The organism is Microbacterium sp. H6 (assembly GCF_003314775.1).
Lineage (GTDB): Bacteria > Actinomycetota > Actinomycetes > Actinomycetales > Microbacteriaceae > Microbacterium > Microbacterium oxydans.
This window is the reverse complement of sequence record NZ_QOAY01000306.1, coordinates 169,430-188,192: the sequence shown is the minus strand read 5'-3', so window position 1 is coordinate 188,192 and position 18,763 is coordinate 169,430. Positions and strand designations below refer to the sequence as shown.

Sequence of the window (18,763 nt, the reverse complement as noted above, 5' to 3'; positions counted from 1 at the left end):
GGGTCCCCACCATGTCTGAACCACTCGCAGAGGCGAAGTCGTTGTTCAAGTCGATCCGCGTCACGCTGGCCGTCGCCGGCGTTCTCGCGCTGATCGCGGGTATCGTCCTCCTCGTCTGGCCGGTCAAGTCCGCGGTCATCGTGACGGCGATCTTCGCCTCGTACCTGATCGTCGCCGGGCTCGTCTACGTCGGCCTCGGTATCTTCTCGAGTGCCAAGGGCGGGTGGGCGCGCGTCGGTCACATCGTCCTCGGACTGCTCTACATCGCTGCCGGTGTGATCGCGTTCTTCAACCTGAACGTCGCTGCGGCCACGCTCGCCTTCGTCGTCGTGATCTTCATCGGTGTCAGCTGGATCGTCGACGGCATCGTCGCTCTGTCCCTGCTGGGCAGCGACGGATCGCGCGTCTGGACGGTCCTCTACGCGATCCTGAGCATCGTCGCGGGAATCATCGTGCTGTTCTCGCCGCTGATCGCCGGCTTCGCCTTCTGGCTGCTGCTGGGGATCTCGCTGGTCGTGCTCGGAATCATCCAGATCGTCCGTGCCATCACACTCGGTCGGGATGCGAAGGAGTACGTCTCCGCCGTTCAGGGCGGAGCGACGAGCTGACGCTCATCGTCTGAAACGAGAGCGGCCCCGACTTGCGATGCAAGACGGGGCCGCTCTTCTCGTGCTCTTACTCGGCCGCGAAAGCGCTCACGTCACCGACGAGGCGCGTGTTGTCAGCGGGCACCGCGTCGACGGCCGCCCTGGCGACCTCGGCAGCGAACTCCGAGACGTTGTAGAGCTTGCCCGCCGACTCCCGGCGCTCGGCGATCGCCCCCGGGTTCGCGCGCTCCAACAGCGTCGCCGTGATGGTGCCCTCGATCATGTCGCCCGACACGACCGTGAAGCCGATGCCCTTCTCGGCGAGGCCGGGGATGCGCTCCCGGAGGGCGTCCTCTCCGGCACGCTTGGAGAGGGCGACGGGCTCGTACTCCGGCATGGTCGGTGTGGTGCGGATGAAGTGCGCCTGGTGGCTGGTGACGAACACCACGCGTGCTCCGTCAGAGAGCAGCGGGGTAGCGGCGTCGAGCACGTTGAGCTGCGCGTCGCGGTTCAGGGTGAGCGCGTAGTCCGCAGCCATGCCCGACTCCATGCCCCCTGAGGCGTTGAGCACGAGTACGTCCAGGCGGCCGTACTCGGCGCGGATAGCCTCGAACATCGCAGCGACGGACTCGGGGTCGGTGAGGTCGGCACCCACGACGAGCGCACGGCGACCGAGTTCCCGCAGCTGGGCGGCGAGCTTCTCGGCGCGCGGGGCCTTGTTGCGGAAGTTGATGACGACGTCGGCACCGGCCTCCGCCAGGTAGCGGACGGTGTCGGCGCCGATCCCCCGCGATGAACCGGTGACAAGGGCGACCTTGCCGTCGAGGGATCCTGCGGGAAGAACGTCGGTCACGGTGACTCCTCATGATGCGCGAAAAAAGCCGTGATCGCACGGCCTTCACACCCTACCAAGCGCACGCAGTGGCGCCCTGATCCAGCGCTCTGCGCGTGATACGTTGACCACAAAGGAGGCCGCATGGACAACATCGTGACGTTCGTCACGTTCATCGAGCAATGGGCGTGGATCGGCTGGCTGGTTCTCATCGCCGTCTTCCTGGTGATCGAGATGCTCTCGCTGGACTTCACGTTCCTCATGCTCAGCTTCGGCGGAGTCGTCGGTCTCGTCACGGATCTGGTCGGCGTCCCCGTGTGGCTGCAGGTGATCATCGCCGCCGCCGCTGCCGCCCTGTTCATCCTGTTCCTGCGCCCTCCCCTTCTCAGACGCCTGCACCGCGGCGAGGATCCGACCAGGTCGAACGTCGACGCCCTCATAGACCTTCGCGGGATCGCGCTGAATGACATCACGCAGATCTCCGGCCAGGCCAAGCTCGCGAACGGCGACACCTGGACCGCGCGCACCGCCACCCCCGTTCCCATCCCCCAGGGTGCCCCGGTCGCCGTGACCGCGATCAACGGCGCCACGGCCATCGTCCGTCCCGTGAACGACTAGGAGAACCCCGTGAACGACGCATCGTTCATCCCCACAGCGATCCTGTGGATCCTCGTGATCGCCGTGATCATCTTCGTGGTGGTCACCGTCGCGCGAGCGATCCGCATCATCCCGCAGGCCACGGCCGGGGTGGTCGAGCGTCTCGGGCGCTATCACAAGACACTGACGCCGGGCCTCAACGTGCTCGTGCCGTTCATCGACAGGCTGCGGCCTCTGATCGACATGCGCGAGCAGGTCGTGTCCTTCCCGCCGCAGCCGGTGATCACCGAGGACAACCTCGTGGTCTCGATCGACACCGTCGTCTACTTCCAGGTGACCGACGCGCGTGCGGCGACCTACGAGATCGCGAACTACCTGGGCGCCGTCGAGCAGCTGACGACCACCACGCTTCGAAACGTGGTCGGTGGCCTCAACCTCGAGGAAGCGCTCACGAGCCGTGACAACATCAACGGTCAACTGCGAGTCGTCCTCGACGAGGCGACAGGCAAGTGGGGCATCCGCGTCGGCCGGGTCGAGCTCAAGGCCATCGACCCGCCCATCTCGATCCAGGACTCGATGGAGAAGCAGATGCGAGCCGAGCGTGACCGCCGCGCCGCGATCCTGACCGCTGAGGGGACCAAGCAGTCCGCGATCCTCGAAGCCGAGGGTGCGCGGCAGGCGGAGATCCTCCGCGCGGAAGGTGACAAGCAAGCCGCAGTGCTGCGCGCCCAGGGTGAGGCCGAGGCCATCCAGAACGTCTTCAGCGCCATCCACCAGGGCGAGCCGGACGACAAGCTTCTGGCCTACCAGTACCTGCAGATGCTTCCGAAGATCAGTGAGGGGCAGTCCAACAAGCTCTGGATCATCCCCAGCGAACTCACCGAGGCGCTCAAGGGCATCGGCAGCGCGTTCACGCCGAAGCCCGGCCAGGGCCCGTCGAACACGCTTCCCGGCGCGTGACGCACCCGTACTTCTCGAAGACGCGGAATCCCCGAGTCCTCGCCCACCGTGGTCTGATCACCGCGGCGGGCGAGGACTCCGGCGTCTGGGAGAACTCCGCCGGGGCTTTCGCGGCCGCCCATGCCGCCGGCGTCGAGTACATCGAGACCGATTGTCAGGTCACAGCGAGCGGCGACGTGGTGCTCTTCCACGATGACGACATCGCACGACTCACCGGCGACCCCCGGCCCGTCGGTGAGGTGAGTACACGTGAGCTGCGCACCCTGTTCGAGGAGCACGGGGGCCTGCTGACCGTCGCAGAAGCACTCGATTCCTTCCCGGACGTGCGGTTCAACATCGACGTGAAGACGTCGTCCGCTGTCGAGCCTCTCGGGAAGATCCTGGTCGACGACACGCACCGGGTGCTCGTGACGAGCTTCTCCGACGCCAATCGACGGGGAACGGTGGCGTCCGTGTTGCGGGCAGGGGCGGCGCTTCGTCCGGCCACGTCCGGAGGCAGCGCGACGATCGCCTCCCTGCGCGCGCTCTCGGCACTCCGCCTCTCCCCCGCGCGCATCCTTCGCGGCATCGATGCTCTGCAGATCCCGGAGCGCCACCGCGCGCTGACGGTGCTGACTCCTGCTCTTCTTCAGGCCTCGCACCGGCACGGGGTGGAGGTGCACATCTGGACCGTCAACGAGGCCGCAGACATGCGCCGTCTCATCGACCTCGGTGTCGACGGCATCGTGTCGGACCGCGCTGATCTCGCCCTGAAGACTCTCGCCCCGCGTTAGGGGCGACCCGCCTCATAACCTCCTCCGCTGGGATTAACCTGTGAGTTCCGCCGAGAACTCGCCCGCGTGGATGAAGCCCACAGGCTGGAGCGTTATACCTGACAGCGACGAGAGGACCACACAATGGCAGATCGCAGCCTGCGCGGCATCCGACTCGGCGCCCAGAGCCTACAGAGCGAAGAGGGCGTCGTTTTCATGGAGCGCCGTGAGACCACCTACACCTGTGACACATGCGGCCACGTCACGAACCTGATGTTCGCGGCGGACGCCGAGCCGCCCCAGACCTGGGAGTGCCGCGCCTGCGGTGCCGAGGCTCGACTGAACGTCGACGGCCAGGCCGTCACGCTCGAGGCGAGCGACGAGAAGGCCGCCCGCACCCACTGGGACATGCTGCTGGAGCGCCGTACGCGCGCCGAGCTCGAGGAGCTGCTGGAAGAGCGCCTCGCCTTCATCCGGGCCCGCCGCGGTGCCGGAGAAGACCCGACCCGCGAGAAGATCGGCGCCTAGCGCCTCCTGGCGCGCCACCACCCGACGAGGAGCGCGCCGAGACCGCCCCACAGCACGACTGCCTGGATCCAGGGGCCCAGCACCACACCAGCCGTGAGGCCGGAGCGCAGCTCGACATCCTCGAGCATGGCTCCGGCCTCATCTGCGTCCAGGCTCGTGACCGTGGAGCCGTCAGCACGGATGACCTGGCTCGTGCCGACGGTCGAGACGTTCACCACGCTTCTGCCGGTCTCGATGGCCCTCATGCGTGCAAAGGCCAGCTGCTGCAGGTTCTCGTCCGTGCCACGGAAGTCGGCATTGTTCGTCTGGAACACCAGCACCTCTGCCCCCGCGTTCAGGCCCTGCCAGATCACATCGTCGTAGATCACATCGAAGCAGATGGCGAGACCGACGCGGACCCCGTCGACGTCGACGATCGGAGGGTTCGAACCCGGCGTGTACTCCCGTTGGATGAGACCGATCAGCTCCGGGGCGAGCGCGTTGAAGAACGGGCGATCCGGCACGTACTCGCCGAAGGGGACGGGGTGCCGTTTGTCGTGCAGCTGCCTCGCGGTGCCATCGAGGTTCCAGAGCATCGAGGTGTTGAAGAAGCGGTCGTCACGACCTGTTGGCGCGTTGGCGAGGAGCGGTGCGTCGATCCGGTTCGCGATGAGGGTCATCCGCCGCGCCAGCGCATCGCTCTGAAAAGGGTCCGCGTCCAATGACCCTTCCGGCCAGACCAGCAGATCGACGTCTTCGCCGTAAAGAGGGGCGGTCGCCTCTGTCTGCGCCTGGATCACCGCGAACGGCTCGCGATCGTCGAAGTACCCCGTCGGGCCGTTCCCCTGCACGGCGGCGATCCGCATCGAGCCGCTGGTCGCGGTCGGGAAGAGCGGGGTGAACAGCAGCACCACCACGAGGGCTGCCGGCGCGATCAGCCGCAAGGGCCGGCGCCATGCGCGCAGCCGCACGACTTCGATCAGCATCGCCACGACGAGCACCATGAGGAAGCTGAGCCCGCTCACGCCGACCCAGGAGGAGACGGACGCGAGGGGACTCTCGGCCTGACTCATGCCGATACGTGCCCAAGGGAAGCCGCCGTAGGGCCAGGAGCCGACGAACAGCTCGCGGCCGACCCAGAGGGCCGCGACGACCGTCGGGAGCCCCAGAAGGCGCCCCGCTGTCCCGGGGAAGGCTTTCGGGAGCCAGCGATAGGCGAGCGCAATCGGGATGAGGGCGATCGCCGTCAGCACGCCCTCGACGACGCTCAGGGCGGCCCACGGGATGGGGCCGAGGTATCGCGATGTCCAGGAGACCAGGAGCCCGAAGAACAGGATGCCGTAGACCAGCCCGACGAGCAGCGCACCCCCGAACCGTCGTCCTATCAGCGCGAGCAGCAGAAGAGCTGTCGCTGGGAAGGCGAGGATCCAGATCGCAGCCTCCGGATACGCCAGATTCATCACCAGGGCGGCCAGTCCGGCGGCGAGCACAGCAGCCCAGAGGGGCAGGAGGGCGCGTTGTGGCGCGGTTTTCGAGGTCATTCCGTCCATCTCACATCGACGAGTAGGCGACGATGCCGCGGCGCACGCCATCGAGCGCGGCCCGTGCCGTTCGTGCGAGTGCGGCATCTTCCGCGACGATGGAGAGCTGATCGAGCAGATCGATCGTTTGCTTGGCCCAGCGCACGAAGTCTCCCGCAGCCATGTCGGCGTCGATCAGGACGCGGTCGAGCATGCCGCCGCGGGCCCAGGAGTGCATCGCCCCGGCCAGCCCTGCCGCCAGCGGCTCACTCCCGGGCAGGTGGTGATCCTGCTCCAGATCGTCGAGCTCGGCCCAGAGCGTCGTCGTCTTCTCGTATGCGGCCCGGAAGGCGCCTCGGGGCAGACCCCGCTCCCCCGAATTCGCCTCGTCACGGCGAGGCTCATAGACGAGGCAGCACGCCATCGCCGCGAGTGAAGGAGCATCCAGCCCCGCCCACAGCCCCTGACGGAGCGACTCCGCGACGAGCAGATCCCGCTCGCCGTAGATGCGACGCATGGTGCGTCCCGCTTCGGTCAGCGCCGTCTCTCCGTCGACTTCGGTGAGGTAGTCGAGCGTCTCCAGTACCTCGACCACGCGGTCGAAAACGCGTGCGACCGTGCCGGTGCGCGTCTCGATCTGACGGCGGATCCGATCGGTCTGGCGCTTGAGCTTCCAATACCGCTCCGCCCACCGCGCGTGAGCTTCGCGATCCGGACAACGATGGCACGGGTGCCGCTGCATCTGCGTGCGCAACGACTGGATTCGCTTCATCCGCTTGTCGCGTGAAGCGCGAGGGGCGTTCGAGTCCTGCCGGTTCTTCTTCTCGAGGTCACTCAGTTCGCGCCGGATGGCCGCGTACTCGGGGTAATCCCCGTGCTCACAGGCCATCGCGCTCTGGTAGCCGGCCAACGACTCCTCGGCCTCGCGCACCTGGCGTGCGAGCCCGACGACGGCCCGATCTGCTTGGAACTGCGCGAACGACGATTCCAGGATCTGCCGCGCCCTGAGCTTGCCGAACATGTCGATCAGGTTCACGGCCATGTTGTAGGTCGGGCGGAAGCTGGAGTTCAACGGATACGTGCGCCGGGACGCGAGTGCGGCGACCGCCTGCGGATCCATGCCCTCGGTCCACTGCACGACGGCGTGGCCCTCGACGTCGATGCCGCGACGCCCTGCGCGACCGGTGAGCTGGGTGTACTCCCCCGACGTGATGGCGACGCGGGCTTCGCCGTTGAACTTCTCCATCTTCTCGAGGACGACGGTGCGCGCCGGCATGTTGATGCCGAGGGCGAGCGTCTCGGTGGCGAAGACCACCTTCACGAGCTTGCGCTGATAGAGCTCCTCGACGACCTCCTTGAAAGCGGGCAGCAAGCCCGCGTGGTGCGAGGCGATTCCGCGTTCGAGGTTGTCGAGCCATTCCCAGTAGCCGAGCACACCGAGGTCTTCGTCCTGGAGGGTCCGCGTGCGCTCCTCGACGATGGCGCGGATCTCCGCGCGCTCCTCGTTGGACGTGAGCCTGATACCGGAGCGGCGCACCTGCTGCACCGCGGCATCGCACCCCACGCGGCTGAAGATGAAGAAGATGGCAGGGAGCAGATTCGCGCGTTCGAGCAGACGGACGACGTCGGGCCGATCCATTCGCTCGATGCGGCGCGCGTTGGCAGCACGGACCGGACGTCGTCCCCCGCGCGGCGGACGCTTCGCCTGACGTCCGGCATGGCGGTCGCTGCGGTACGACTGCGCCTGCCGGTTGTTCTCGTATGTCGTGCCCGTCGCGGAGCGGATCCGCATGAGCTCCTGGTTGACCTGCGCGGTGGCCAGACCCGCCCGATCGTCGAACAGCGGCAGCAGGTCGTCACGGACGAGGACGTGCTGTTCGAGCGGCACGGGACGGATCTCGGAGACGATGACCTCGGTATCGCCGCGCACCGTGTCCAGCCAGTCGCCGAACTCCTCCGCGTTCGACACCGTCGCGCTCAACGACACCAGGCGGACGCGGGCGGGGAGGTGGATGATGACCTCTTCCCAGACCGCTCCACGGAATCGGTCAGCGAGGTAGTGCACCTCGTCCATGACCACGTAGCGCAGATCCCTCAGCGCCGCCGAGTCGGCGTAGATCATGTTGCGCAGGACCTCGGTCGTCATGACGACGATCCGCGCATTGCCGTTGATGTTGGTGTCGCCGGTGAGCAGGCCCACCTGATCGGCCCCGTAGACGTCGACCAGCTCGCGGAACTTCTGGTTCGACAGTGCCTTCATCGGCGTCGTGTAGAAGGCCTTGTCGCTCGATGTCTGCATCGCGAGATGGATCGCGAACTCGCCGACGATCGTCTTGCCTGCACCTGTCGGAGCAGCGACCAACACGCTTCGTCCACCCTCGAGTGCATGACAGCCGGCGACCTGGAACGGATCGAGATCGAACTTCTGCAGCGCCGCGAACGCCGTTGACTGCGGATGCTCACCCGCTTCCCGCGCGCGAGCGTACTTCTCCGAAGGCGAGCTCATGCCGGATCCGGCAGAAGCCCTGATGCCTCGTCACGCTTGCGCTTGCGCCGGTCGAAGATGAGCGAGAGACCGGCAGCGGCGAAGAACAGCACGATGAGGATGCCGGCCAGCATCAGCATGCTGACGACGTCTGCCGCGGGTGTCGCGAGCGCGGCGAAGACCGTCGCGATGATGATCGCGACGCGCCATCCCTTGAGGATCGCCCGTCCGGACATCACACCTGCGAGGTTGAGGGCGACGAGGAACACCGGGAGCACGAAGGAGATGCCGATCACGATCATCAGCTTGAAGATGAAGTCGTAATACTCCTGCGCCGAGTACAGGTTCGTCGCGCCTGCCGGGGTGAAGCTCCACATCAGCTCGATGATGTGCGGCATGATCATGACGCCGAGGTAGCAGCCGGCGAAGAACAGCGGAACGGCGGCGACCACGAAGCCGACGGTGTACCTGACCTCTTTGCGCGTGAGTCCGGGCATGATGAACGCCCAGATCTGCCACAGCCACACGGGTGCGGACAGGAAGATGCCGATCGAGAACGCGATGCGCATGCGCATGTCGAACGCGGCCGTGACGGTGCCGAAGTTGAGCGCGCTGAAATCGTCTCCGCGCTTCTCGGCGATGATGCGGACCGGTTCGGTGATGAAGTTGATGATCGGATCGGCGATGAGGAAGGCGATCACCATTCCGACGAGCAGGGCGAGCGCAGCGAACATGAGGCGCTTGCGCAGTTCGACGAGATGCGCGCCGAGCGACATCCGTCGATCCCGATCCGCCTTCGGCATCACGGTCGGTTCGATGGCTGCCACGGCCGGTCAGGCGCGGGGCGGGGTCTCAGGGTCGATGCCCGAGTCCTTCACCGTGGTCGGCTCGGCGGCTGCGGAGTCGGTGCGAGCGGCGTCGTCCTTCATGGCCTTCATCTCGCCCTTGAACACGCGAGCCGACTGGCCCATGCTCTTCGCGAGAGCCGGCAACTTGGCCGCACCGAACAGGAGGAGGATCACGGCGAGCACAATCAGCAGGTGCCAGCCTTGCATTCCAGCGAACATGTCAGGTTTCCCGTCGTCGGTGAGCGTTCGATCCAGTCTACAGATCAAACCTCTGCTTCGGGCTGGTGATAGAGCGCGAGTCCCGCAGCAGCCCACTCCCTCGTCGCCGTACGGCCCAGCGCGGGCTCCAGCACCTCCATCGCCCCGCCGAAGCGCGCAGCGAGCCGCTTGATACCCCGCGGGTCCGCGAGGTGCAGCTGCGCTGTGACCGTACCGTCCACCGCGTCGGTGGTTCCGGTGGGCACGAATCCGTCGAGCAGAGGAGCCAGCCTCTCCGGCACCCGCACCGTGACGGTCCGTTCCTCCTCGAGCCCTGCGAAGGCTTCGGGGACGTGATCTCCCTGATGCGTGATCGGGATGTCGGTGAGCGCCGGCGCGCTGACCCGGTCGAGGTGGAAAGTGCGCATGGCCTTGCGCAGATGGCACCACCCCTGGAGGTACCACTGACCGTTGGTGATGAGGATCTGCATCGGATCCACGGTGCGAGTGGTCGGCGCGGCGTCGGGAGCCTGATACGTGAACGCGATCGCGACGCCCTCATGCAGTCCGCGGGCCACCGCCTCGCGCACCTCGTCGACGGCACTGGGGGCGACGACGACATCGGCGGGCGCGTCCGCCGCGCCACGGGACAGCTTGGAGATCAGTCCGGCGACGAGACCCGAGTCCGAGACGGCCGGGACCGCCGCGACCATCTGGAGCCCTGCGAGCAGCGCCGCAGCCTCGCGAGCGGTGAAGCGCGGGACGCGGCGTAGAGCCACATCGTTCGTGATCTCGATCACGTCTTCCAGATCGAGGAGGTCCCAGTTGATGTCGAACATCTCCTGCGGCTGCTGCCAGTACCCCGCTTCTCCGGGGAGACCGATCACGGTGAGCTTCTCCACCATCCCGCGCATCTCCTGCGGCGTGACGGCGAACTCCGCGGCCGCCTCCTCGAGAGAGACCTGTCCGTGCTCCAGGAGATAGGGAACCAGTGTGAGATACAGGCGCACGCGATCGGCGGCGAGCAGGGGCTTCGAGCTCGCGCTCACTTCGTCTCCTCCGCTCCGGAGTGGGCGTTCACGACGGCACGCAGCCGCGAGATCACGGCTTCCCGCAAGGGTGCCGGGTCGACCACTCGTACTTCCGGTCCGTACGAGGCGAGCTCGTCGGCGAGGATGTGCAGGTCGACGAAGGGCACGTTGATGCCCTGCGTGGCCGGCGAGGCGCGTCGTCCCAGCCGCAACGCCGCCTCCGTGCCGGGGGTGACCTCCAGAAGGGCCGAGTTCTCGGCGGCGACGCGCTCCAGCCCGGCGAGTGCGCGATCTCCTGCGCCGTCGCGCAGCACCGGATCGAAGCTCTGGGGAGTCATGCGTACGTCCCCGACGATCCGGCTGAGCAGGAAGGTGCGGTCCTCCTCCACATCGACGTCGATGCCGTAGACATGCCACCGTGCCTCGTAGTCGACCAGAGCCAGCGGCCGGATACGGCGGCGGCGCGGCGCATCCTCTCCGGGCTTCAAGTACTCGAACGTGACCACCCTGCACCGCTCGATCGCATCCTGCAGAGGCGAGAACGCCGCATCGCGCGCGGTGATGCGCGGCGCGAACCCGATGATCGGCTCGTCGCCGTCGATGCCGAGGGCGCGAATCTTGCGGACGCCGGACTGCGCGTCCCCGGAGACCGATTCGGAGCTCCAGACGCTTCCTGCGAGCTGTAGCACCGCGAGCTCGGCCGGCGAGAACTCGATGTCGCTGGGGAGGTCGTACTCCGCCTGCGGGATGCGATAGCGCGCCTCGCGGAGATCGTTCGGATCCGCGGCGTCCCCGATGGTCTCGATGGGCACGCCGAGTGAGCGCAACTCGTCCTTGTCGCGCTCGAACATCTTCTCGAGCGCATCCGACCGGGTACCGGCCTCGGCGCGCTGCCGGTAGCCGGAGACGTTGTCGAGGATCTGCTGCTTGGTCAACCCGATCTCCGTGGCCATCAGCGCCACGACGAGATTCGTCAGACGCTCCTCCGCGGGGATCCGGGCTGCCATCACGGCGTGGGCGCCGTCACTGCGCCCAGGATGTCGACGACGACCGCAGTGGCCGGAGCGTTCTCGGCGGCGGGGAAGACGACGAGGAGCTGGGATCCGACCGTGGCTCCGACGAGCTGTTCGGCAGCCACGCTGACGCTGGCATCGGCACCCCAGGAGCTCGTGGTGACCTTCTTGTCGTCCCAACCGACGCCCATGATGTTGGTGACGACGATGTCGTCCTTCTTCACCTTCGGACCGTCGCCCTTGATCAGCGTCTGCGTGGTGATCTCCTTGGGGGCGGGAACGTCGGGGATGATGACGCCCGGCGTGCCGTCGGGAGCGCGCACCACGGTGGGGAGTCCTCGCGCGTCATTGAACTGCAACGCGCCGGATGCCTTCGCCGGCATCACATCGAGCACGTCGATGACCGCCACGATGTTCTCCCCCTTTTCGAGTCCGAACGCCTGGACGTTCTGCTCGCCGAAGTCCTCCGGGGTGAGCACGGCGAGGACGCGACTGCCCTCGGTCGCGCACTCCAGCACATCGGACAGACCGGCAGAGCGCTGCGCCCAGTAGTCGATGCTGTGCACGCGGCTCTGGTCGCCGTTGAACTCGGACTGGTAGAGCTTCTCGCCGCTGTCGCCGCCGTAGAAGGCGATATCGAGCACCACGGGCTGGAACTTCGAGCCCAGCGGGAGGCCATCGCCGACCGTCACATCGGCGAAGGCCGTCTTGTCGGACTTGACGGGCCCGAAGACCTCGACGTCGGGCAGCGAACCGAGGTCACCGCTCACGTCGGCGACGTTCAGGATCTTGTCGTCACCACCGCGATCACAGGCGGCGACACCGTCGGATGCGGTCGCGGTGCAGCCCGTCAGGGCGAGGACGGCGAGGCTGAGGGAGGCCAGAACGGCGGACGTTTTACGCACGCGCTCCAGTCTATTCCGTCGCGTGCCCGGAATCGCGCGATGCGGCGGCAAGGCGCGCCCCTTCCGCAGCCTTCTCCGCCTCCCGTGCGCGCTTGCGGAGATTCTTGTCGCTGATCTCGCGGTCGCCCACGGCACCGGGGGTCCACGCCTCCACGTCCTCGTCGCCATAGCTGCTCTTGGATGCCCGTCGCTTCACGGAGGGGGCGACCGCACCCGGCGCGAGCCTGCGCGCGGTGAGCAGGAAGCCGGTGTGCGCGACCATGCGGTGATCAGGCCGCACGGCGAGGCCCTCCACATGCCAGCCGCGAACCATCGTCTCGGAGGCATCGGGTTCGGTGAAGAGACCCGTGGCGCGGATGTACTCTGCCACACGGGAGAGCTGAGTGGCTGTCGCCACGTAGCAGAGCACGACGCCACCGGGGGTCAGCGCATCGGCGACGGCGTCCATGCACTCCCACGGAGCGAGCATGTCGAGCACCACCCGATCGACGGAGGCCGGCGTCACCTCGCGGGGAAGGGACTCCACGAGATCGCCGACCACGACGCGCCAGGTGTCAGGGCGCTCCCCGAAGAACGTCTCCACGTTGCCGCGGGCGACATCGGCGAAGTCCTCGCGGCGTTCGAAGGAGATCAGCGTTCCCGCCGGTCCCACGGCTCGCAGGAGGGAAAGGGAGAGAGCGCCGGAGCCGACACCCGCCTCGACCACGACCGAGCCGGGGAAGATGTCGGCCTGCATCACGATCTGCGCCGCGTCCTTCGGGTACACGATCGCCGCTCCGCGCGGCATCGACATCGCGAAATCGCGCAGCAACGGACGCAGCGCCAGGTAGTCGTGCCCCGAGCTGTTCGCCACGACGGAGCCGTCGGGAAGTCCGATGAGGTCGCGGTGGCGGAGCACGCCCTGATGCGTGTGCAGTTCGCCGTCCTCGCGGAGCGTCACGGTGTGCAGGCGCCCCTTGGGGCCGGTGAGCTGCACGCGGTCGCCGGCGCGGAAGGGGCCACTCGGCCGGTTCGGGCTGGCTTCGGTCATCGGGCGGCTCCTGTCGCGGTTGCGCGGCTGTCGTAGAGATCGGTCAGGTCCACCGCGCCTCGGCCGTCCAGCGTGTCCCACAGCTCGTGAGCGCCGAGGTGGTCGAGAGGCACGATGTGCGGGACTGCGAGGGTGAGCGCGCCCGAGGCGAGGCCCGCTCGCACCCCGGTCGGCGAGTCCTCGATGACGATCACCTCGGCGATGTCGACGTCCAGAAGAGCCGCTGCCTGCAGGTAAGGCTCGGGATGCGGCTTGGGGTTGTCCACGTCGTCGCCCGCGACCACGATGTCGAACGCGTCGAACTCGATCAGGTCGACCACGTTGAGGGCCATGCGGCGCAACGACATCGTCACCAGCCCTGTCGGGATCCCCGCGTCGCGGAGGTCGCGGAGCAGCTCGCGCGCACCGGGGCGGAACGGGACGCCCTGGGTGCGCAGCGACTCCTGCACGACGTCGGTGAGATGCGAGACGATCGCCTCGGCTTCCATGGCGACTCCGGCGTTCTGTAGGATGACCGCGCTGTCGATCAGGCCGCTTCCCACGAGCTGAAGTGCATCCTCATGGGTCCAGGAGCCTCCGAACGACTGGACGAGCGCCGTCTCGGCCGCCATCCAATACGGTTCGGTGTCGACGAGTGTTCCATCCATGTCCCACAGGACCGCGCTGGGCTTTCTGCTCACTGAACCCATGCTAGCCGTGGTGCCGCCCGCATCCCGCCTCCGCGGACTAGCCTGGAAGGATCACGACCGCCATCTCGAAGGGAGCCTCGATGGATGTTCTCGGTCCGCGCATCGTCATCGCCGCCTTCGACGGCTGGAACGATGCGGGTGAAGCAGCGAGCGGCGCCATCGAGGCACTGCGGAGATCCTCGGAGTACGACCTCGTGCATTCCGTCGACCCCGAGCTGTACTTCGACTACCAGTACACGCGCCCATCGACACGCATGGACGCCGAGGGACGACGCCAGCTGACCTGGCCGGAAGCAGGACTGTGGCGGCCGCGCGATCCCGGGCCCGGTCCCGAGATCTGGCTGCTCACCGGCGCCGAGCCCGCGCGCACGTGGCAGGCGTTCGCCTCCGAGTTCATCGACGTCGCGTTGCGTGACGACATCACCGGGCTGGTGACCCTCGGTGCGATGCTCTCCGACGTGCCGCACACCCGACCGATATCGATCTTCGCCTCCAGCCAGAACGAGCAGGTGCGCGAGGCGCACGCCCTGGAACGATCGATGTACGAGGGCCCGGTGGGAATCCTCACGGTGTTCGAGCACTTCGCCGAGAATGCGGGAATCCCCACAGCGAGCCTGTGGGCGAGTGTGCCGCACTACGTCGCTTCGGCGACTCCCTCGCCGAAGGTGACCCTCGCGCTGCTGGACCGGCTCGAGGAACTCACCGGCGTGGATGTCGACCGTCAGGCGCTGCGGACGGAGGCTGCCGCGTGGGAGGCGTCCATCGACGCCGCCGCTTCCGAGGATGAGGACATGGCGGAGTACATCCGCCAGCTCGAGCGCACGCGCGACACGTGGGACTCCCCCGAAGCGTCGGGAGACGCGATCGCGCAGGCCTTCGAGCGCTACCTCCGTCGACGGGACGACGGTCCGGGAGACCGCAAGCGCTGATTCGCGCTCAGGCTGCGATCACGCCGGTGCCGAGCAGTACGAGCAGCACGGTTCCGAGCAGGATGCGGTAGATCACGAACGGCAGGAAGCTGCGCTTCGAGATCCAGTTCATGAAGAACGCGATCACGCCGAGAGCGACGACGAACGCGATGCCGGTCGCGGCGAGGGTGTCGCCGAAGGAGAAGAACGAGGGCTCGTCCCAGCTCTTGAAGACCTGGTAGAAGCCGCTGCCGAACACCGCAGGGATCGCCAGCAGGAACGCATAACGCGCAGCCGCGGCGCGCTCGTAGCCCAGGAACAGGCCCATGGTGATGGTTCCGCCCGAACGGGAGACGCCGGGAATCAGGGCCAGCGCCTGCGCGAAACCGAATGCGATGCCGTGCGGGTAGGTCAGGTCGTCGAGCTTGCGGCGCTTCGCCCCCACGTAATCGGCCACACCGAGCAGGATTCCGAAGACGATCAGCATGACCGCGACGATCCACATCGAGCGCAAGACGGTCTCGATCTGATCCTGGAAGAGCAGCCCGAGCACCACGATCGGGATGCTGCCGATGATGATCAACCAGCCCATCCTCGCGTCCGGATCGTTGCGAGGCGCTTTCCCCACGAGGGAGCGGAACCACTGGGTCACGATGCGTACGATGTCTCGCCAGAAGAACACGACGACTGCGGCCTCGGTGCCGATCTGGGTGATCGCGGTGAACGCCGCGCCCGGGTCCTCACCGGAGGGGAGGAACGTCCCGAGGATGCGCAGGTGTGCGCTGGAGGAGATCGGGAGGAACTCGGTGAGTCCCTGGACGACGCCGAGGATCAGTGCTTCGAGCAGGTGCATGGAGGGCTTTCAGGTCGGAGGAGGCACGGAGCGCGCGGCGCTCAGTACGTGCGCAGCAGATCGGTCAGCACCCGCTGGCCGAAGACAAGCGATTCTACGGGTACTCGCTCGTCGACTCCGTGGAACATGCCTGTGAAGTCGAGGTCGGCCGGGAGCCTGAGAGGTGCGAAGCCGTAGCCCGTGATCCCGAGGTACGCCAACGCCTTGTTGTCGGTACCGGCACCGAGCAGATACGGGATCACCGGAACCCCGGGGTCATGACGACCGATGCTGGCGACCATCGCCTCGACGAGATCCCCTTCGAAGGGCGTCTCCATACCGATGTCACGGACGACCGTCTCGATGACGATCTCGTCTCCGACGATCTGCTGGAGCTCGGCCAGGACCTCGCCCTCGGTGCCGGGGATCACTCGCACGTCGATGAGCGCCTCCGCCCGCTCCGGGATGACGTTGTGCTTGTACCCCGCGGTCAGCGCCGTCGGGTTCGTGGTGGTGCGGAACGAGGAGCGGAGGAAGGCCTCGGCCGGCCCTGCGGCTGCGGCGAGAGCGTCAGGGTCGTCCGCGCTGCGACCTGACAGCGTGCTCAGCCCCTCGAGCAGCGCTCTGGTGGTCGGAGTCAGGCGGATCGGCCACCGGGTGCGTCCGATCGCCGCGACGGCCTCAGCGAGCTTCGTGACCGCGTTGTCGTCGTGCAGGCGGCTGCCGTGTCCCGCTCGCCCCTTCGCCACCAAACGGATCCAGATCAGGGCCTTCTCCCCCACCTGCAGCAGATAGGCGCGGCGGTCGTCGACCGTGATCGAGTAGCCGCCGACCTCGCTGATCGCGGCCGCGGCACCCTCGAACCATTCCGGGCGGTTCTGCACGACGAGCGCCGACCCCTCGACCCCGCCGTTCTCTTCGTCGGCGAAGAACGCGAGAACGAGGTCGCGCTCCGGCTGCTCACCCGCACGCAGGATCTCGGCGACCGAGGTGAGGATCATCGCGTTCATGTTCTTCATGTCCACGGCCCCACGGCCCCAGAGCATCCCGTCCTGCACCAATCCGGCGAACGGGTCGACGCTCCAATCCTCGGCCATGGCCGGGACCACATCGAGGTGCCCGTGCACGACGAGTGCGGGCTTTTCCCTGTCGCGTCCCGCCACTCGTGCCATGACGTTCGTGCGGCGCGGGATCGGCTCGTAGTACTCGACCTCGAGTCCGAGCCCCTCCAGGTAGGCCCCGACATACTCCGCGGCTTCCCGCTCGCCCTTCGCGTTGCCACCGCCGAAGTTGGAGGTGTCGAAGCGGATCAGGTCGCTCGCGATGCGCACGACCTCCGGGAGGGACGGTTCAGTCATGGGTCCAGGCTATCGAAACGTCGCGCCACGCCCGGGCGTGCGCCTCGGTTCGAGAGGCCGCGGAGGACATGGTAATGTTATTCTTCGGTCGGCAACGATCATCCAAAACCTGCGCGGGTGGCGGAATGGTAGACGCGCTACGTTGAGGTCGTAGTGCCCGTAAGGGCGTGGGGGTTCAAGTCCCCCTCCGCGCACAGGAAGAAGAAGGCCCCGGATCCCAGGATCCGGGGCCTTCTTCGCGTTCCGCGATGCGGTTCGTCTTCCGCGATCCGGCGGGGACGCAGCGCCCGCCGGATCGCGGATCGTTCAGGCCGCGCCGACGCCGAACAGCACACCGAGCGCGTAGGTGATCGCGGCAGCCCCGAACCCGATGGCGAGCTGGCGGAGTGCTCGACGAAGGGGCGGGCCCCCGGACAGCACTCCCACCATCGCGCCTGTGCTCAGGAGGGCGATGCCGACGAGCACGAGGGCGACGATGATCGCCGTGGTGCCCTGAAGCCCGAAGATCCACGGGAGCACGGGGATGATCGCCCCGGAGGCGAACAGGAGGAAGCTGGAGATGGCCGCCGTCCAGTCGCTGCCGACGATCTCGTGATCATCGCCGCGCTGGATGTCCACGGGACCGGTCGCCGCCTGACGCACGCCGGCCTGCGCCGCCTTCACGATGCGGCGTGCCCGCGCGAGGGATTCCTCCTGCTCCATGCCGCGGGCACGGTAGACGAGAGCCAGCTCGTTCTCGTCGATGTCGAGATCTCCCGCTGATGCGTGTGCGTCCTCGTTGGCCTCCGTCGCCGCGAGCAGTTCGCGCTGGGAACGTACCGAGACGAACTCGCCTGCTCCCATCGACAGTGCGCCGGCCAGGAGACCGGCGATCCCGCTGAAAAGCACGAAGCCGGAGCTCACGCCCGTCGCGCCGATCCCGAGCACCAGCGCGAGGTTGCTCACCAGGCCGTCGTTGGCGCCGAACACGGCCGCGCGGAACGAACCGGACAACCGCCTGCGACCACGCGCAGCGAGTCCGCGCACGACCTCGTAGTGCACCTTCTCGTCTGCCCTCATGGCCGGAGTGGCGTACTGCTCCGAATCGTAGGGCGACCGTGCCTCAGCGCTCTGTGCGAGGGCGAGCACGAAGATCGATCCGAAACGACCGGCCATCCATCCGAGTAGGCGCGAGCGGACCCCGGCGCGGGGCAGACGCCGCGGTTCCTCACCGAGGAGATCGAGCCAATGCTGCTCATGGCGACGTTCCGCATCGGCGAGGCTCAGCAGGATGTCGCGCTCTTCGCCTTCTCGGCGTGCAGCGAGCTTCTGATAGACGGCGCCCTCGGCGCGCTCCTCGACCAGGTAGCGCGCCCAGCGCCGACGATCGGCGGGGGTCGGGGTGGCGGCAGCGGGGGCTGTCATGGATCCTCCAGAGATGGCGGCGCCCTATGCGTGGGCAACCGTTCAACGCTATCCGCGGATGCTCAGCACGACCTCACCCAGGCGCGGATTGACAGCATTTCGGGGATCCGAAGCGCCGTCCCTGCACGGACGGGGCGCAGATCATGTCAGGACCGCACGCGCTTCCGAAGAACCTCGATGCGGGATTGCAGCTGCGTCACGGTGGCCTGCGCGACTGCCGGTCCTCCGCAGATGCGGCGGAGCTCGGCATGCACCGCGCCGTGCGGCTCACCCTTCTGGCGCGCGTAGAGGCCGACGAGGCTGTTCA

The 18,763-nt window shown here is 67.4% G+C and carries 19 protein-coding genes and 1 tRNA gene; 7 read left to right on the top strand and 13 right to left on the bottom strand.

Annotated features, from left to right (window positions below; translation table 11 throughout):
- Positions 1–11 precede the first annotated feature (11 nt).
- Entirely contained in the window at positions 12–608 is a 597-nt protein-coding gene (locus DSP71_RS20965; protein WP_046746993.1) for an HdeD family acid-resistance protein, read from the top strand.
- A 67-nt stretch (positions 609–675) separates the two neighbouring features.
- On the opposite strand, the gene DSP71_RS20960 is transcribed toward DSP71_RS20965, so the two are convergent.
- A complete protein-coding gene (locus tag DSP71_RS20960) occupies positions 676–1,440 on the bottom strand; it encodes an SDR family oxidoreductase (RefSeq protein WP_046746994.1) in 765 nt (254 codons plus the stop codon).
- A 123-nt stretch (positions 1,441–1,563) separates the two neighbouring features.
- Between DSP71_RS20960 and DSP71_RS20955 the strand changes: the two genes are divergently transcribed.
- The 4 genes from DSP71_RS20955 to DSP71_RS20940 all read left to right on the top strand — a co-directional run bounded on the left by DSP71_RS20955 (position 1,564) and on the right by DSP71_RS20940 (position 4,256).
- Positions 1,564–2,037, top strand: coding sequence for an NfeD family protein (locus tag DSP71_RS20955; protein ID WP_046746995.1), 474 nt, complete (start codon positions 1,564–1,566; stop codon positions 2,035–2,037).
- 9 nt (positions 2,038–2,046) lie between these two features.
- Positions 2,047–2,976: an SPFH domain-containing protein gene (locus DSP71_RS20950; protein WP_046746996.1), complete on the top strand. Its 930-nt coding sequence runs from the start codon at positions 2,047–2,049 to the stop codon at positions 2,974–2,976.
- Positions 2,973–3,749 (top strand): glycerophosphodiester phosphodiesterase family protein, encoded by a 777-nt coding sequence (locus DSP71_RS20945; RefSeq protein WP_113681958.1) that lies wholly within the window; start codon positions 2,973–2,975, stop codon positions 3,747–3,749. The genes DSP71_RS20950 and DSP71_RS20945 overlap by 4 nt, the downstream gene beginning before the upstream one ends.
- Before the next feature lie 123 nt (positions 3,750–3,872).
- Positions 3,873–4,256 carry an RNA polymerase-binding protein RbpA gene (locus tag DSP71_RS20940; RefSeq protein ID WP_021200565.1) on the top strand — a complete coding sequence of 128 codons (384 nt, stop codon included), beginning with the start codon at positions 3,873–3,875 and terminating at the stop codon, positions 4,254–4,256.
- Here DSP71_RS20940 and lnt read toward each other — a convergent pair.
- The 9 genes from lnt to DSP71_RS20895 are packed head-to-tail and all read right to left on the bottom strand — an operon-like array spanning position 4,253 to position 13,954.
- Entirely contained in the window at positions 4,253–5,785 is a 1,533-nt protein-coding gene (gene lnt / locus DSP71_RS20935) for an apolipoprotein N-acyltransferase (RefSeq protein WP_113681957.1), read from the bottom strand. The genes DSP71_RS20940 and lnt overlap by 4 nt on opposite strands.
- A gap of 1 nt (position 5,786) precedes the next feature.
- Positions 5,787–8,261, bottom strand: a complete 2,475-nt coding sequence (locus DSP71_RS20930) for an RNA helicase (protein WP_113681956.1) — start codon at positions 8,259–8,261, stop codon at positions 5,787–5,789.
- Positions 8,258–9,016, bottom strand: a complete 759-nt coding sequence (tatC, locus tag DSP71_RS20925) for a twin-arginine translocase subunit TatC (RefSeq protein ID WP_045265395.1) — start codon at positions 9,014–9,016, stop codon at positions 8,258–8,260. The genes DSP71_RS20930 and tatC overlap by 4 nt, the downstream gene beginning before the upstream one ends.
- Before the next feature lie 57 nt (positions 9,017–9,073).
- Positions 9,074–9,307, bottom strand: coding sequence for a twin-arginine translocase TatA/TatE family subunit (tatA, locus tag DSP71_RS20920; RefSeq protein ID WP_113681955.1), 234 nt, complete (start codon positions 9,305–9,307; stop codon positions 9,074–9,076).
- Between the two features lie 44 nt (positions 9,308–9,351).
- On the bottom strand, positions 9,352–10,335 hold the full coding sequence (locus DSP71_RS20915; RefSeq protein WP_113681954.1) for a YafY family protein: 984 nt from the start codon (positions 10,333–10,335) through the stop codon (positions 9,352–9,354).
- Complete coding sequence (locus DSP71_RS20910; RefSeq protein ID WP_058631171.1) at positions 10,332–11,324, bottom strand: YafY family protein; 993 nt, start codon at positions 11,322–11,324, stop codon at positions 10,332–10,334. The genes DSP71_RS20915 and DSP71_RS20910 overlap by 4 nt, the downstream gene beginning before the upstream one ends.
- Positions 11,324–12,235: a hypothetical protein gene (locus tag DSP71_RS20905; protein WP_113681953.1), complete on the bottom strand. Its 912-nt coding sequence runs from the start codon at positions 12,233–12,235 to the stop codon at positions 11,324–11,326. The genes DSP71_RS20910 and DSP71_RS20905 overlap by 1 nt, the downstream gene beginning before the upstream one ends.
- A gap of 10 nt (positions 12,236–12,245) precedes the next feature.
- Positions 12,246–13,265, bottom strand: coding sequence for a tRNA (adenine-N1)-methyltransferase (locus DSP71_RS20900; RefSeq protein ID WP_058631169.1), 1,020 nt, complete (start codon positions 13,263–13,265; stop codon positions 12,246–12,248).
- Positions 13,262–13,954 carry an HAD family phosphatase gene (locus DSP71_RS20895; RefSeq protein WP_371861856.1) on the bottom strand — a complete coding sequence of 231 codons (693 nt, stop codon included), beginning with the start codon at positions 13,952–13,954 and terminating at the stop codon, positions 13,262–13,264. The genes DSP71_RS20900 and DSP71_RS20895 overlap by 4 nt, the downstream gene beginning before the upstream one ends.
- An 80-nt stretch (positions 13,955–14,034) precedes the next feature.
- On the opposite strand from DSP71_RS20895, the gene DSP71_RS20890 reads away from it, so the two are divergent.
- Positions 14,035–14,883: a PAC2 family protein gene (locus DSP71_RS20890; protein WP_046747004.1), complete on the top strand. Its 849-nt coding sequence runs from the start codon at positions 14,035–14,037 to the stop codon at positions 14,881–14,883.
- Between the two features lie 7 nt (positions 14,884–14,890).
- On the opposite strand, the gene DSP71_RS20885 is transcribed toward DSP71_RS20890, so the two are convergent.
- Together DSP71_RS20885 and DSP71_RS20880 are read right to left on the bottom strand one after the other, a co-directional pair.
- Positions 14,891–15,715, bottom strand: coding sequence for an undecaprenyl-diphosphate phosphatase (locus DSP71_RS20885; protein WP_017830635.1), 825 nt, complete (start codon positions 15,713–15,715; stop codon positions 14,891–14,893).
- 41 nt (positions 15,716–15,756) lie between these two features.
- Positions 15,757–17,052: a M20/M25/M40 family metallo-hydrolase gene (locus DSP71_RS20880; protein ID WP_113681952.1), complete on the bottom strand. Its 1,296-nt coding sequence runs from the start codon at positions 17,050–17,052 to the stop codon at positions 15,757–15,759.
- Between the two features lie 111 nt (positions 17,053–17,163).
- Between DSP71_RS20880 and DSP71_RS20875 the strand changes: the two genes are divergently transcribed.
- Positions 17,164–17,246: transfer RNA gene (locus tag DSP71_RS20875), tRNA-Leu, on the top strand.
- A gap of 112 nt (positions 17,247–17,358) precedes the next feature.
- Here the strand turns inward: DSP71_RS20875 and DSP71_RS20870 are convergent.
- Positions 17,359–18,456: a VIT1/CCC1 family protein gene (locus DSP71_RS20870; protein WP_058631167.1), complete on the bottom strand. Its 1,098-nt coding sequence runs from the start codon at positions 18,454–18,456 to the stop codon at positions 17,359–17,361.
- Positions 18,457–18,763: the final 307 nt, after the last annotated feature.